Origin of the sequence: Phenylobacterium sp., assembly GCF_046290725.1 — a bacterium.
Taxonomy (GTDB): domain Bacteria; phylum Pseudomonadota; class Alphaproteobacteria; order Caulobacterales; family Caulobacteraceae; genus Phenylobacterium.
This window is the reverse complement of sequence record NZ_JBKBUH010000002.1, coordinates 1095991-1110007: the sequence shown is the minus strand read 5'-3', so window position 1 is coordinate 1110007 and position 14017 is coordinate 1095991. Positions and strand designations below refer to the sequence as shown.

General features: G+C 70.1%; 11 protein-coding genes and 1 tRNA gene. 7 read left to right on the top strand and 5 right to left on the bottom strand.

Annotated features, from left to right (window positions below; all coding sequences use genetic code 11):
- Window positions 1–59: 59 nt before the first annotated feature.
- Window positions 60–1139, top strand: coding sequence for a S1C family serine protease (locus ACK41C_RS16720; protein ID WP_409656515.1), 1080 nt, complete (start codon window positions 60–62; stop codon window positions 1137–1139).
- Window positions 1140–1142: 3 nt separating this feature from the next.
- Here the strand turns inward: ACK41C_RS16720 and ACK41C_RS16715 are convergent, their stop codons facing one another.
- The 3 genes from ACK41C_RS16715 to ACK41C_RS16705 all read right to left on the bottom strand — a co-directional run bounded on the left by ACK41C_RS16715 (window position 1143) and on the right by ACK41C_RS16705 (window position 3466).
- On the bottom strand, window positions 1143–2603 hold the full coding sequence (locus tag ACK41C_RS16715) for an SLC13 family permease (protein WP_409656513.1): 1461 nt from the start codon (window positions 2601–2603) through the stop codon (window positions 1143–1145).
- A gap of 102 nt (window positions 2604–2705) precedes the next feature.
- Window positions 2706–2795: transfer RNA gene (locus tag ACK41C_RS16710), tRNA-Ser, on the bottom strand.
- 68 nt (window positions 2796–2863) lie between these two features.
- Window positions 2864–3466: a TetR/AcrR family transcriptional regulator gene (locus ACK41C_RS16705; protein WP_409656511.1), complete on the bottom strand. Its 603-nt coding sequence runs from the start codon at window positions 3464–3466 to the stop codon at window positions 2864–2866.
- A 148-nt stretch (window positions 3467–3614) separates the two neighbouring features.
- Between ACK41C_RS16705 and ACK41C_RS16700 the strand changes: the two genes are divergently transcribed.
- The 5 genes from ACK41C_RS16700 (at window position 3615) to ACK41C_RS16680 (ending at window position 11764) form a co-directional block, all read left to right on the top strand.
- Window positions 3615–4802, top strand: coding sequence for an efflux RND transporter periplasmic adaptor subunit (locus tag ACK41C_RS16700; protein WP_409656509.1), 1188 nt, complete (start codon window positions 3615–3617; stop codon window positions 4800–4802).
- 99 nt (window positions 4803–4901) lie between these two features.
- Window positions 4902–8069, top strand: a complete 3168-nt coding sequence (locus tag ACK41C_RS16695) for an efflux RND transporter permease subunit (protein ID WP_409656696.1) — start codon at window positions 4902–4904, stop codon at window positions 8067–8069.
- Complete coding sequence (locus ACK41C_RS16690; protein ID WP_409656507.1) at window positions 8066–9475, top strand: efflux transporter outer membrane subunit; 1410 nt, start codon at window positions 8066–8068, stop codon at window positions 9473–9475. Before ACK41C_RS16695 ends, ACK41C_RS16690 begins: the two co-directional genes overlap by 4 nt.
- An 82-nt stretch (window positions 9476–9557) precedes the next feature.
- Entirely contained in the window at window positions 9558–9956 is a 399-nt protein-coding gene (locus ACK41C_RS16685; protein WP_409656505.1) for a hypothetical protein, read from the top strand.
- Window positions 9957–10096: 140 nt separating this feature from the next.
- Entirely contained in the window at window positions 10097–11764 is a 1668-nt protein-coding gene (locus ACK41C_RS16680) for a CocE/NonD family hydrolase (RefSeq protein ID WP_409656503.1), read from the top strand.
- 4 nt (window positions 11765–11768) lie between these two features.
- Here the strand turns inward: ACK41C_RS16680 and ACK41C_RS16675 are convergent, their stop codons facing one another.
- Window positions 11769–12389: a hypothetical protein gene (locus tag ACK41C_RS16675; RefSeq protein WP_409656501.1), complete on the bottom strand. Its 621-nt coding sequence runs from the start codon at window positions 12387–12389 to the stop codon at window positions 11769–11771.
- A gap of 141 nt (window positions 12390–12530) precedes the next feature.
- Here ACK41C_RS16675 and ACK41C_RS16670 point away from each other — a divergent pair, with 141 nt between their 5' ends.
- Window positions 12531–12695, top strand: coding sequence for a hypothetical protein (locus tag ACK41C_RS16670; RefSeq protein ID WP_409656499.1), 165 nt, complete (start codon window positions 12531–12533; stop codon window positions 12693–12695).
- 6 nt (window positions 12696–12701) lie between these two features.
- On the opposite strand, the gene ACK41C_RS16665 is transcribed toward ACK41C_RS16670, so the two are convergent.
- Window positions 12702–13973, bottom strand: coding sequence for a M20/M25/M40 family metallo-hydrolase (locus ACK41C_RS16665; protein WP_409656497.1), 1272 nt, complete (start codon window positions 13971–13973; stop codon window positions 12702–12704).
- Window positions 13974–14017 lie beyond the last annotated feature (44 nt).

Sequence of the window (14017 nt, the reverse complement as noted above, 5' to 3'; positions counted from 1 at the left end):
TTCTCGCCACGTCATCTTATGCGTGGGCTCAGGACGCGGCAGGGTTGTTGGGCCAGCCCATGCCTCGGTCGGAGCGGCCGGCCGTCAGCCGTCCCTCGGTGTTGGCGAAGCCCGCGCCGCGTCCGCCGCTCGCCCGTTTCGCCGGAACCCTGGCAGGCCTGCAGCCCGAAGGCCGTGCGACGACGCGGGGCCCGCAGGAGGTGCAGGTCTACCAGCAGGCCGCGCCCGCCGTGGTGCTGGTGGTGACCGATGAGGCGTTCGGCTCCGGCGCCCTGATCAGCGAGGACGGCAAGATCGTCACCAACCTGCATGTGGTCGGCGCCGCCGAGACGGTCGGCGTGGTTTTCAAGCCGGCCGCCGAGGACGCTAAGGTCGGGGAGCCCGACATCCGCACCGCCAAGGTGATCCGGCGCGACGGGATGACCGACCTCGCCCTGCTTCAGGTGGAGCCGCCGCCCGGCGTGAAACCCCTTGTCCTGGGCGATTCCGGCAAGCTGCAGGTGGGCGCCGACGTCCACGCCATCGGCCATCCGACTGGCCGGACCTGGACCTACACCCGCGGCATCGTCAGTCAGATCCGCAAGGACCACCCCTGGAGCATCGATGCGCGGACCGAGCACCGCGCGACCCTGATCCAGACCCAGACGCCGATCAATCCGGGCAATTCCGGCGGGCCGCTGATCGCCGACGACCTGACCATCGTCGGCATCAACAGCTTCAAGAGCGAAGGCGAGGGGCTGAACTTCGCCGTCTCGGCCGAGGACGTGAAGGCTTTCCTGACGCTCGCCGAGGACCGCGCGGCCCCGAAGGCGCCGTCGCGCATCCCGGAAGGCTGCGAGCTGACCGTGCTCGCCGAAGAGCCTACGAAGAAGCCGGCGGGGATCATGTTCATCGTAGACGAGACCTGCGACGGCGAGCCGGACTTCGTGATCCTCGAGCCCAAGCGCAAGCGCGATCCCGTCCTTTACATGTTCGACGAGGATGGGGACGGCAAGGTGGAGCTCACCCTGCTCGATTTCGATCGCGACGGCGCTTTCGACGCCGCGTTCTACGACACCGATGGGGACGGCGAGGCGGATCTGCGCGGCGACTTCCGCAACGGCGAGGACGAACCCTACCGCTGGGAGAAGCTGAAATAGGCCTCAGCGGCCGAACACCGCCGGCGCGATCCCAAGCGCGGCCGCCGAGATGACGATGATGGCGGCCAGGTTCAGCCACAGCCCGGCCCGCATCATCTGACCCAGGGCTATCCGCCCGCTGCCGTAGACGATGGCGTTCGGCGGGGTCGCCACCGGCAGCATGAAGGCGCAGGTCGCCGCCAGCGCCAGGGGCACGCCGAAGGCCAGGGGATCGGCGCCCATGGACAGAGCCAGCGCCCCGCCGATCGGCAGGAAGGTGGCGGCCGAGGCGGTGTTGCTGGTCAGTTCGGTGACGAAGATCATGGCCGCCGTCAGCACCACCACCATCAGCACCACGGGCATGGCGTGCGCCGCGTGGAGCAGGCCCCCCAGATAGGCCGCCAGGCCGCTGCTGGAGATCGCCGCGGCCATGCTGAGCCCGCCGCCGAACAGCAGCAGCACGTCCCACGGCACCCGCTTCAGGTCGGAAAGCTCGACAAGGCCCGTCCCGGTCCCTGAGCCGGAGGGCGTCAGGAACAGGATCAGGGCGGCGGTGACGGCGATGCCGGCGTCGCTCAAGCCGGGGGCGAGGTCCTGGAACAGCGGCCGGGTGATCCAGGCCAGGGCGGTGGCCGCGAAGATCGCCGCCACCCGCCACTCGGCTCGCGACATGCGGCCGAGGCTCGCCCGTTCCTCGGCCAGCATGCCTGCGGCGTCGGGGAGGGCGGCGCGCACCGGGTGCAGGCGCGCAAGGATCGCCCAGGCGGCCGCCAGCAGAACCACCGAGATCGGCGTCGCCACCAGCATCCATTGGGCGAAGCCCACCTCGATCCCGTGCTCGCGCGCCATGTAGCCGGCCAGCAGCGCGTTGGGCGGCGAGCCGATCAGGGTGGCCAGGCCTCCGACGCTGGAGGCGTAGGCCACGCCCAGCATCAGGCCTGCGCCGAGATTGCGCCGGGAGACCGGGTCCAGCGCCTCGCCCCGGCTCTCCACGAAGGCGAGGACGGCGGCGGCCACCGGCAGCATCATGGCGGTGGTGGCGGTGTTGCTGACCCACATGCTGATCAGGGCGGTGGCGATCATCACCCCGCCCAGCAGGCGGCGCGGCGTGGTTCCGATGGCCCCCACGCAGGCCAGGCCCGCCCGCTTGTGCAGGTTGCTGCGCTCCATGGCCGCGCCCAGGATGAAGCCGCCCAGGAACAGGAAGATCACCGGATCGGCGTAGGGCGCCGCCGCCGCCTGCATGCCGGCCACGTCCAGGATCGGGAACAGGACCAGGGGCACGAGGGCCGTCGCCGCCAGGGGCGCGGCCTCGCTGATCCACCAGATGGCCATGAGCAGGGTGACGGCGGCCACCTTCTGGGCCTCAGGCTCGGGCGTGAACGGCGGCGCCAGCAGCACCGCGAAGAAGGCGGCCAGCCCCAGCACGAAACCCGCGATCCGGCGCGCAGGCGAGGGGCTGGAAATGTCGTCGATATCGCTCAAGGCCGCGCCCCGTCGTTCCGTCCCGAACCGGAGATGGCGCGGAATCGCGGGTTGGGGCAATGGGCGGCGGTGGTCAGATGTGCCGGAACTGGCGGAAGAGCCTGGCGGTGACGGAGGGATTCGAACCCTCGATACCCTTTCGAGTATGACGATTTAGCAAACCGTTGCCTTCAGCCACTCGGCCACGTCACCATCCGGGCCGGGACGGATAGCCGGTTCGCGCGCGCCTTGCAACGCGGCGCGCGCGCCTTTCGACAAACCTAATCCAGATAAGCCCGCATCAGCGCCCGGGCGGCGCCGGCGAGGTTGCGGACCGGGCCTTTGGGGGAAAGCGTCACCCGGGCCATGTAGCCCCCTTCCATGAGCAGCATGAGGGCGTCGCCAAGGTCGTCGGTCTCGGCCCCCGCTGCGTGGGCCATCTGCAGCAGGCGGCGATGGGTTTCGCGCTTGTGCTCGTGGGCCACCAGCCGCGCGGGGTGGTCGGGCTCGTGAATCTCGACCGCGGCGTTGCCGAGTGCGCACCCGTGGGATTCCTCGCAGCAGTTCTTGCCGGCCAGGGCCTCGAACAGGGCGGCGATCTTCTCCCGGGGATCGTCCTCTCCGGCGGTCACCTCGTCCCACCAGTCGAAGGCCTCGCGGGACTGCTCGCGCAGCACCTCGGCCACCAGCTCGTCCTTCGACGGGAAGTTCCGGTAGAGGCTCATCTTGGTGGCGCCGGCCTCGGCGGCGATGGTCTCCACCCCGACGGCGCGGATCCCGTGCTTGTAGAACATCTCCCGGGCGGTCTCGAAGATCCGGTCCCGCGCCGGCCGGCGTGACTTTTCGGCCGCAGCCGGCCCCCCGTTAGGTTCGCTCCCCGACATTTTCATTTTTCCTTGTCTTGACGTGAGAGTGACCGGTCAGTATCTACAGCTCACGTTACCGACCGGTATCGTCACATCCTCCCTAAAGCACCGACGGGCCGGCGCGTCAAGCGCGGGCCAGCCGCGACAAATTGGCCGGAACGATCCCATGCCTCTGAAATCCTTCGCCTCCGTCGGCTCGATCCTCGCCCTATCCCTGCTGGTCGCCGGTTGCGGCGCGCAGGCGCAGCAGGCGACCGACGCCCCGCCGCCGCCGCAGGTCTCCGCCGCCGAAGTGGTCTTCAAGTCCATCCGCCCCTGGGATGAATTCACCGGCCGGCTAGAGCCGGTGGAGCAGGTTCAGGTCCGCCCGCGCGTGGGCGGCTACATCGACAGCGTGCGCTTCCAGGAGGGCGCCCAGGTCCGCAAGGGCCAGGTGCTGTTCCAGATCGATCCGCGGCCCTTCCAGGCCGAGGTCGACCGCCTGAGCGCCGAGGTCGAGGCCAGCCGCGCCAAGCTCGACCTCGCCTCGGCCAACCGCGGCCGCGGCGAGCGGCTGGTGGAGCAGAACGCGCTCTCCCGCAGCGAGTTCGAGCGCCTAGTCTCCGAGGAAAAGGCCGCCCGCGGCGCGCTGGAAGCGGCCTCGGCCGCGCTGGCCTCCGCCCGGCTCAACCTGGAGTTCACCCGTGTGACCTCGCCGATCGACGGGCGCGTCTCGCGCGCCGTGGTCACCGCGGGCAACCTGGTCACCAGCGCCGACCTCCTGACCACCGTGGTCTCGGAAAACCCGGTCTATGCGTCGTTTAACGCCGACGAGCAGACCTATCTGAAGTACGCCGCGGCCTCCCGCGGCCGCCAGGCGCCGGTTTACATGGGCCTGATGACCGAGGCGGGCTATCCGCACGAGGGGCGGCTGGTCTTCGTCGACAACGCCATGGACGCCGGCTCCGGCACCATCGCCGGGCGGGCCCTGTTCACCAATCCGGACGGCCGCTTCACCGCCGGCCTGTTCGCGCGGATCAAGCTGGTCGGCGAGGCGGCGGAGGACGTGGCCCTGATCCCCGACCGCGCCATCGCCGCCGACCTCGGCAAACGCTTCGTGCTGGTGGTGGGACCGAAGAACGAGGCCCAGTACCGTACGGTCGTCCTGGGGCCGAAGGTCGGCGACCTGCGTATCGTCCGCGAGGGCCTGAAGCGCGGGGATGTCGTGGTGATCGGCGGCGGCCAGCGGGTGCGGCCCGGCGACGCCATGGCGCCGACCCGCGTCGCCTACGAACTGCCGGCCGCCGCGCTCGCCCAGATCGAGGCAAAGCCGCTGCAGACCGCCGCCCTGGCCACCGCAACCAAGACCAACTGATCCAAGCCGCGCGGCGCGCCGCTTTCCCCGCAACTGCGGGAGGAGCGGCCCCGCGTGCCCCAAACGCCCGCCGCCAATGCGGCCCAGGAACGCCTTGCCATGAACTTCTCACGCTTCTTCGTGGATCGGCCGCGGTTCGCTGCGGTGCTCTCGATCCTGATCTTCGTGGCGGGCGTCATCGCCCTGCCGCGCCTGCCGATCAGCGAATACCCCGAGGTGGTGCCGCCCACCGTCGTGGTGCGCGCGGTCTTCCCCGGCGCCAATCCGACCGTCATCGCCGAGACAGTGGCCTCGCCGCTGGAACAGGCGCTGAACAGCGTGGAGGGGATGCTCTACCAGTCCTCCCAGTCCACCGCCGACGGGGTGATGACGCTCACCGTCACTTTCTCTCTCGGGACCGACCTCGATAAGGCCCAGGTGCAGGTGCAGAACCGGGTGGCCCAGGTCCTGCCCAAGCTGCCCGAGGAGGTGCAGCGCGCCGGCGTCACCACCACCAAGGCCTCCCCGGACCTGACCATGGTGGTGCACCTGATCTCGCCGGATCGGCGCTACGACATGCTCTACCTGTCGAACTACGCCCAGCTGCGCATCCGCGACCAGCTGGCCCGGATCGAGGGCGTGGGCGACGTGCAGATGTTCGGCTCGGGCCCCTACGCCATGCGCGTCTGGCTCGATCCGGAGAAGGTGGCTTCCCGGGCGCTGACCGCCGGCGACATCCTGCGGGCGATCCGCGAGCAGAACGTGCAGGTGGCCGCAGGCCAGCTGGGCGCGCCGCCCGCGCCCGGCCAGGCCGACTTCCAGTTGGCCATCAACGCCCAGGGGCGGCTGACCGAGGAAGAGGACTTCCGCAACATCATCGTGCGCACCGGCCCCTCGGGCGAGATCACCCGCCTGGGCGACGTGGCCCGCGTGGAGCTGGGCTCCTCCAGCTACGCGCTGCGCTCGCTGCTCGACAACCAGCCGGCCGTGGCCCTGCCGATCTTCCAACGGCCCGGCTCCAACGCCCTGCAGATCTCGCAGAACGTGCGGGCGACCATGGCCGAGCTGAAGAAGGAGTTCCCGCAAGGGGTCGACTACGCCATCGTCTACGACCCCACCGTCTTCGTCCGTGGCTCCATCGACGCGGTGACCCACACCCTGGCCGAGGCCGTGCTGCTGGTCGTGCTGGTGGTGGTGCTGTTCCTGCAAAGCTGGCGCGCCTCGGTGATCCCGCTGGTGGCCGTTCCGGTCTCGCTGGTGGGGACCTTCGCGGTCATGCTGATGATGGGCTTCGGGCTCAACACGCTCACCCTGTTCGGCATGGTGCTGGCCATCGGCGTGGTGGTCGACGACGCCATCGTGGTGGTGGAGAACGTCGAGCGGAACATCGAGGAGGGGCTGGCCCCCCTGGCCGCCGCCCGCAAGGCGATGACCGAGGTCACCGGCCCGATCGTCTCCACCGCTCTGGTGCTCTGCGCCGTCTTCGTGCCGGCCGCTTTCATCAGCGGCCTGACCGGGCAGTTCTATCGCCAGTTCGCCCTGACCATCGCCATCTCGACGGTGATCTCGGCCTTCAACTCGCTGACCCTGTCGCCGGCCCTGGCCGCGGTGCTGCTGAAGCCGCACGATGCGCCGAAGGATCGCTTCCAGCGCCTCATCGACGCGGCCTTCGGCTGGCTGTTCGGCCCGTTCAACCGCTTCTTCGGCCGCGCCTCGCACGGCTATGTGGGGTCGGTGTCTAAGGCCCTCGGCCGCTCCGGCGTCGCCATGGCCGTCTATGGCGTGCTGATCCTGGTCACCGCTATCGGCTTCATGCGAACCCCGGCCGGCTTCATCCCGGCCCAGGACAAGCAGTACCTGGTGGCCGCCGCCCAGCTGCCGGACGCGGCTTCGCTCGACCGCACCGAGGCGGTGATCCGCCAGATGAGCGACCTGGCGCTGAAGACCCCGGGGGTCGAAAGCGCCGTGGCCTTCCCCGGTCTGTCCATCAACGGCTTCACCAACAGCCCCAACGCCGGCATCGTCTTTGTCACCCTCGACCCTTTCGAGCAGCGCAAGGGACGGGCGCTTTCGGCCGACGCGCTCGCCGGCGAGCTGAACGCCAAGTTCGGCGCCATCGAGGACGCCAATGTCGCGGTCTTCCCGCCGCCGCCGGTCATGGGTCTCGGCACCATCGGCGGCTTCAAGATCCAGATCGAGGACCGCGCGGGCCTGGGGGCCGAGGAGCTCTACGCCCAGACCCAGGGCCTGATCGAAAAAGCCGGGAACGAGCCTTCGCTGATGGGCCTCTTCAGCGGCTTCCAGATCAACGTGCCGCAGGTTACAGCCGACATCGACCGGGAGAAGGCGCGGGCCCAGGGGGTCTCCCTGACGGGACTCTTCGAGACCATGCAGGTCTATCTGGGCTCGGTCTATGTGAACGACTTCAACCGCTTCGGCCGGACCTATGAAGTCCACGCCCAGGCCGACCAGGCCCATCGCCTCGAGCCGGAAGACATCCTGCGGCTCCAGACCCGAAACGCCGAAGGTCAGATGGTCCCGCTGGGCGCCTTCGTGACCCTTCAGCAAGCCACCGGGCCCGACCGGGTGACCCACTACAACGGCTATCTGTCGGCGGAGATCAACGGCGGCCCCGCGTCCGGCTTCTCGTCCGGCCAGGCCGAGGCGGCGATGGAGAGGTTGGCCCGCGAGGAGCTTCCCAACGGCATGGGCTATGAGTGGACCGAGCTCGTCTACCAGCAGATCCTGGCCGGCAACACCGCGGTGTTCGTCTTCCCGCTCTGCGTGCTCCTGGCCTTCCTGGTGCTGGCCGCGCAGTACGAGAGCTGGAGCCTGCCGCTGGTGGTGATCCTGATCGTGCCCATGACCCTGCTCTCGGCGCTGGCCGGGGTCTGGATCACCGGCGGCGACAACAACATCTTCACCCAGATCGGGCTGATCGTGCTGGTGGGGCTGGCGTGCAAGAACGCCATCCTGATCGTGGAGTTCGCCCGTGACCGCGAGGAGCACGGGATCCCCACCTGGGATGCGGTGCTGGAGGCCTGCCGCCTTCGCCTGCGGCCGATCCTGATGACCTCCTTCGCCTTCATCATGGGCGTGGCGCCCCTGGTGTTCGGCAGCGGGGCAGGGGCCGAGATGCGCCGGGCCATGGGCGTGGCGGTGTTCTCCGGCATGATCGGGGTGACCTTCTTCGGCCTGGTCCTGACGCCGGTCTTCTACCTTCTGGTGCGCCGCTTCACCGGGCGGACCCGCACCGCCGCGGCGCTGGCTTCGGAGGTGCAGGGATGAGCCGTTTCTCTCCGATCCTCGCCGCAGCCTCCGCCCTGGTCCTGGCCGCCTGCGCGGTGGGTCCGGACTACAAGGCGCCGATTGTCGCGCCGGCGGAGTTCCGCAACGCCGATCCGGCGGTCTATGCGCAGGCCAATCCGGAGGCCGCGTGGTGGCGGGGCTTCGAGGATCCGGTGCTGGACGACCTGATCGCCCAGGCGCTGGTCGCCAACACCGACCTGCGGATCGCGCTCGCCCGCGTCGCCGAAGCCCGTGCGCTGTTCACCGACGCCCGGCTGGACCAGCTGCCCCGCGCCACGCTGCTCGGCGCCTATTCGGCCAGCGAACAGCAGCAACCGGGCTCGGGCGGCGCGCGGGTGGAGAGCGAGACCTATCAGCTCGGCTTCGACGCCGCCTGGGAGCTCGACCTCTTCGGCCGCGTCCGCCGCGGGGTGGAGGCGGCCCGGGCGGAGGCGGGCGCAGCTGAGGCCTCGCTCCGGGACGCCCAGGTCACCGTCGCCGCCGAGGTGGCGCGGACCTATTTCGAGCTGCGCGGCGCCCAGACTCGCCTCGATGTCGCCCGCCGAAACCTGGAGAGCCAGCGCGAGACCATGCGCATCACCCAGGTGCGCTTCGATGTCGGCCGGGGCGATCCCATAGACGCCGAGAGCGCCCGCGCCCGCCTGGCCGCCACCGAGGCGACCATCCCCGCCCTGATCGCCGCCGAACGGCAGGCGGCGCACCGGCTGGCCGTGCTGACCGGCCAGAGGCCCGGAGCGCTTGATGCGCGGCTCGCCGAGCCGATGACGCGGAAGGCTCCGTTGGCCCGGCCCCTGCCCATCGGCGAAGCCGGCGACCTCCTGCGCCGCCGGCCCGATGTCCAGGCGGCAGAGCGCCGGCTGGCCGCGGAGACGGCCCGCCAGGGCGTGGCGACCGCCGACCTGTTCCCGCGGGTGCGGATCACGGGTTTCGTCGGCTTTCTGGCCGGCGACCTCTCGGCGCTGGGGGAGGGGGCGAGCCGCGCCTGGTCGGCGACGCCGGCCGTCAGCTGGCCCGGGCTCGATCTCGGCGGCGCCCGCGCCCGACTCCGGGCGCAGGAAGCGCGCACCCAAGGCGCGCTTGCCGCCTACGACCAGGCGGTGCTGCGCGCTGTCGAGGATGTGGAGAACGCGCTCGTCGCCTACGCCCAGCGCCAGGCCCAGCTGCGCAGCCTGACCGAACAGGCGGCGGCCTCGCGCCGGGCGGCCGAGCTCGCCCGCATCCGCTACCGCGAGGGCGAGATCGACTTCCTTGTCCTGCTGGACGCCGAGCGCACCCTGCTGGCGGCGGAAGACGGGCTCAGCCTGGCGCAGACGGCGCTCAATACAGACGTGGCGGCGCTCTACAAAGCGCTCGGCGGCGGCTGGGATTCCTTACCTCCGGCGTAATCGGCAGACGGCGGGGCGGGCGGCATGCTCCTGGACGTCGGGCGGCAAGCCCGGCGTCCGAAACCTCTCGAAGGAACCCGCCATGTCCTCGCTCGTCGCGTCCGTCTTCCTCCGCCGCGTCCTCGCCCTCGACGCCGTCGCCACCGCCGCCACCGGGGCGCTGCTGGCGACCGCCGCCCAGCCCCTGGAGGGGCTGATGGGACTGCCCGCGGACATGAGCCGCCCGGTCGGCCTCTTCCTGATCGCCTACGCGTTCCTGCCCGGCGCCATGGCGGCGCTGCGGGTGGTCCCGGCGCCGGCGGTCTGGGCGGTGATCGGCATCAACACGGTCTGGTCTCTCGAAAGCGTAGGAAGCCTGGCGCTTGGCTGGGTTTCACCCAATGCGCTCGGGACGGCCTTCGTGATCGCCCAGGCGGCCGCGGTGGGCGGCTTTGCAGCCCTCCAGTATCTCGGCCTGCGCCGTTCGACACGGTTCGCCTGACCCCCCATTTTGCAGAAGGCGCCGGTGGCGGGATCCCGCGACCGGCGCCACACTGCGTTGCGGCCAGCGCCAAGGCGCAGGGCCGAGATTTGAAACCAAAGCCATAGATCGCAGCCGCCCAGGCCGCGCAGGGGGGATTGATGAAGAAGCTCGCCATGCTGGCCGCGGCGTTGTGCCTCGCGGTCGCGCCGCTGCAGGTTCAGGCCCAGGCCCCCGCGCCGCCCGCACATGCCGAAGAATTCGCCGCCATGCGGGACGGGACGAAGCTGGCGGCCAACATCTTCAAGCCGGAAGGCCCCGGCCCCTGGCCGGTGATCGTCTCGCGCACGCCCTATCTGAAGGACGGACCGCCCGATCGTCCGGAAGCCGCCGATCGGCTGCGCGCCCAGGCCAAGCGCTATACCGACGCGGGCTATGTCTACGTCCTGCAGGACGTGCGCGGGAAGGGACGCTCGGAGGGCTTCTACGCCGCCTTCGAGAACGACATCGAGGACGGCTACGACACCCTCGAGTGGCTGACCGCCCAACCCTGGAGCAACGGCAGGATCGGGATCACCGGCGGCTCGGCGCTCGGCATAACGGGCAACGCCGCGGCCATGGCCGCCCATCCGGCCCTGAAGGCCGCCTATGTGGTGGTCGCCCCCTACGACCGCCTGCACAACACCTATATGGGCGGCGTCCTGAAGGAGAAGGACACCCTCGGCTGGCTGGAGGGGCAGGGGGTTTCGGAGGAGATCCGCAACTCCGTCCGCGCGCGGGTGGTCGACGACGTGGTCTGGAACCGCGGGGCGATGAGCGCCAACCGCAAGTACATCCGGATCCCGATCTACAATGTCGGCGGCTGGTACGACATCTTCAACAACGGCAACACCGACAACTTCACCTGGCTGCAGAACCACGGCGCCAAGGGCGCGCGGGGGAACCAGAAGCTGCTGATGGGCCCCTTCGGCCACGGCGAACTATCCGGCGACCTGGCCTATCCCGGCTACGACCGCCTGGCGCTGAGCGGCGACGAGGAGATCCGCTGGTTCGACTATTGGCTGAAGGGGATCGACAACGGGATCATGGACGAACCCCCGGTCCAGGCCTTCATGATGGCCTCGGCCCGCAAGGGCGCCTATTCGCCGAAGAACCGGATGATGGCCTTCGCCAACTGGCCGCCGGCCTATCGCGAGGTCCGCTACTACCTGACCCCGGACAAGGGGCTCTCGACCCGGCCGCCGGCCGCAAACGGGGGCAAGACCAGCTACCGCTTCGATCCGGCCCGCCCGGTCCCCACCGTGGGCGGCGCCAACCTCACCTTCGAGCGCGGGCCGATGGACCAGCGGGCGATCCCGCCCCGCCAGGACTATCTGCGGTTCCAGACGCCGGTGCTGGAGCAGGACGTCGTGATCGCCGGCCCCGTGAAGGTGGAGCTGCACGCCGCCACCGACGGACCGGACACCGACTTCGTCGCCAAGCTGGTGGACGTCTATCCCGACGGCTACGAGGCGCTCGTCCTCGACGCCCCGATCCGCGCACGGTTCCGGGGCGGCCGCATGCCCGACGACGTCAAGCCGATGACGCCCGGCGCGCCGGAGGAACTGGTCCTCGACCTGTGGGGCACGGCGATCACCTTCGAAAAGGGTCACCGCATCGCCCTGCACATCACCTCCTCCAACAGCCCCCGGTTCGACGTGAACCCCAACACCGGCGAACCGGAAGGCGCCCGAAAGGCGAAGCCCCGCGTGGCGACCAACGCCGTCCATCACGAGGCCGCTCGGCCTTCGGCCCTGGTGCTGCCGGTGATCTATCCGGAGGGGAACTGACGGCTCAGATCTTGTCGTCGGGGGTTTCGGCCCCCCTCGACAGGTCCTGCGAGACGGCGTCGCGCTGGGACCGCCAGTCGGTGAAGCTCTTGCCGAACTCGGCGCGGCGCTCCTGGCGGAAGCTGCGGTATTCGTCGTCGTAACGTCGGCGCTGCTCGTCCCGCCACTGGGCGTAATCGCGATCGTGCCCCCGCAGCCGTTCCTCGCGCCAGGCCAAGTAGTCGCGGTCGAGGTCGCGCTGCAGGTCGGGGTGATAGGCGTAGTCGGCCGGCAAGCCGAAGGCGTTCACGTCCGCGCCGTGGGGCAGGGGTTCGTCGCCATACGGAACCTCCCGCCTCGGGTCGCCGCGGAAGGCGTGCCGTGGCCCGCGCTCTCGTCCTCCAGCGCTCAGCCCATACTCCTGCTCGCGATGCAGATCGCCGGGATAGGCGTGATAGTCGTGCGCTTCGTCGGAGCCGAAGATTCCGCGTGCTCTCGGTCCGGCCGTGCGCGCGGGCGGGCGGTAGTCGCGCTCGTCCGCGCCGTAGTAGCGCGCCTGGTCGGAGGAGAACCGGCCGCGTTCCTCGAAGCTGCGCGGTTCGCTCCCGGGACGTCCTCGGGGGCCTTTACCGTATCTGTCCGGCATGGCTTCACCCTCCGCTCAAGGTTCGAAGCCGGAACGGCCGCGGGCGGGGTCCTGTTCCGCGCTTCACCCGCCGGGCGAGCCCGATGGGCTCGTTAAGGCTTTTCCTTTATTCATTCTGTTGGGCACAAGGGGATCTGGGGAATGCCGCGGAAGTCGCGCAAGCCGAAGGCGCCGGACGCCGAGCTCAAGGTCATGTTCCAGGCGCTGGAAGCCCGGCCCGTTCCGGACGCGATCCTTTCCGTCCTGGATCAACTCGACGGCGCCGAGACGCCGAAGCCCTTGAAAGCAAAGCGCGAGCGGGGCTGAATCCGCCTATTCCACGCCCGCCGCGGCCAGCAGGGCCGCCAGACCCACGCTCATCCCGCGCACGCTCTCCACAGGCTCCACGTCGATCCACTCCTGCAGCGAATGGGCTCGGCCGCCCGATCCGCCGGAGCCGATGGTCACCGCCGGGACGCCCAGCGCCATGGGGGCGTTGGCGTCGGTGGAGGAGGCGCTGAACACCGGCCGATAGCCCAAGGCTTCGATCGCCGCCGCGGTCCGGGCGACCAGCGGCGAGGTCCGGGGCGTCGATCCGGCCGGCCGGTCGCCGATGGGGATGAGTTCCACCTCCACCGCGCCGAAGCGGGTGGAGCGGGCGGCGTTCTCGGCCTGGGCCGCGGCTTCGAGGATGGCCTTGAACCGCGTTTCCAGTTTGGCGAGTTCGCCTGCGTCGGCCGACCGCATGTCGAACTCGGCGTAGGCCGCGTCTGGAATGGCGTTCACCGAGGTCCCGCCCCCGATCACCGAGGCGGAATAGGTGACCTTCGGCCGCGTCGGCGGACGGATCTCGTAGAACTCGACGATGGCCCCTGCGAGGGCCGCCATCGGATTGACGATGCCGAAGGCGCCGTAGCTGTGGCCGCCGGGTCCTTTGAACACGGCGCGATAGCGTTTCGACCCGACGCCGACATGCACCAGGTTGGCCGGATCGATCCCGTCCATGGAGAAGAAGGCGCCGATCCGATCCTTGTACTTGCCCTTCTCGAAGAAGTGGCGCACCCCGCGCAGGTCGCCCGCGCCTTCCTCGCCGACCGTGCCGAGAACCAGGACGTCGCTCCTGGTGCGGATCCCGGCCGCGTCCAGGGCGCGGAGATAGGCGAGCAGCACCGCCAGGCTGCGGCTGTCGTCGGCGATCCCTGGGGCGTAGAGCCGCGTGCCCTCGCGCCGCACGGTGAGGTCCGTTCCCTCCGGAAAGACCGTGTCGAGATGGGCCGAGATCACCACCAGCGGCCCGTCGCCCGTTCCCTTGCGCAGGCCCATGACATTGCCTTCGGCGTCGATCTCCACGTCCTGAAGCCCGTGCGCTTCCAGCATGGCGCGGTAGGCCTCGGCCCGCGCCGCTTCCTTGAAGGGGGGCGCGGGAATCTGGGTGATCGCCACGATGTCGGCCACCGTTCGGTCGTGCTCGGCCGCCAGCGTCTGGACCGCCGTCTTGAACGCCGCACTCTCGACAATCTGCGCCACCTCGTCCTTGGGCGCGGCGGACACCGGGAGCGCGATCGCGGCGGCCAGCGCCGCGGCGAGGGTGAGGCGTCGGAACATGGAAGGCCCTGCGAACTGACTCGAAGGCCATAGTAGCGAGCGCG

What these genes read in the sequence shown, in the direction of transcription:
- ACK41C_RS16720 (WP_409656515.1), top strand. Translation starts at nt 60, where the DNA reads ATGCCTCGGTCGGAGCGGCCGGCCGTCAGCCGTCCCTCGGTGTTGGCG.
- ACK41C_RS16705 (WP_409656511.1), bottom strand. Translation starts at nt 3,466, where the DNA reads ATGTCGGGGAGCGAACCTAACGGGGGGCCGGCTGCGGCCGAAAAGTCA.
- ACK41C_RS16700 (WP_409656509.1), top strand. Translation starts at nt 3,615, where the DNA reads ATGCCTCTGAAATCCTTCGCCTCCGTCGGCTCGATCCTCGCCCTATCC.
- ACK41C_RS16695 (WP_409656696.1), top strand. Translation starts at nt 4,902, where the DNA reads ATGAACTTCTCACGCTTCTTCGTGGATCGGCCGCGGTTCGCTGCGGTG.
- ACK41C_RS16690 (WP_409656507.1), top strand. Translation starts at nt 8,066, where the DNA reads ATGAGCCGTTTCTCTCCGATCCTCGCCGCAGCCTCCGCCCTGGTCCTG.
- ACK41C_RS16685 (WP_409656505.1), top strand. Translation starts at nt 9,558, where the DNA reads ATGTCCTCGCTCGTCGCGTCCGTCTTCCTCCGCCGCGTCCTCGCCCTC.
- ACK41C_RS16680 (WP_409656503.1), top strand. Translation starts at nt 10,097, where the DNA reads ATGAAGAAGCTCGCCATGCTGGCCGCGGCGTTGTGCCTCGCGGTCGCG.
- ACK41C_RS16675 (WP_409656501.1), bottom strand. Translation starts at nt 12,389, where the DNA reads ATGCCGGACAGATACGGTAAAGGCCCCCGAGGACGTCCCGGGAGCGAA.
- ACK41C_RS16670 (WP_409656499.1), top strand. Translation starts at nt 12,531, where the DNA reads ATGCCGCGGAAGTCGCGCAAGCCGAAGGCGCCGGACGCCGAGCTCAAG.
- ACK41C_RS16665 (WP_409656497.1), bottom strand. Translation starts at nt 13,973, where the DNA reads ATGTTCCGACGCCTCACCCTCGCCGCGGCGCTGGCCGCCGCGATCGCG.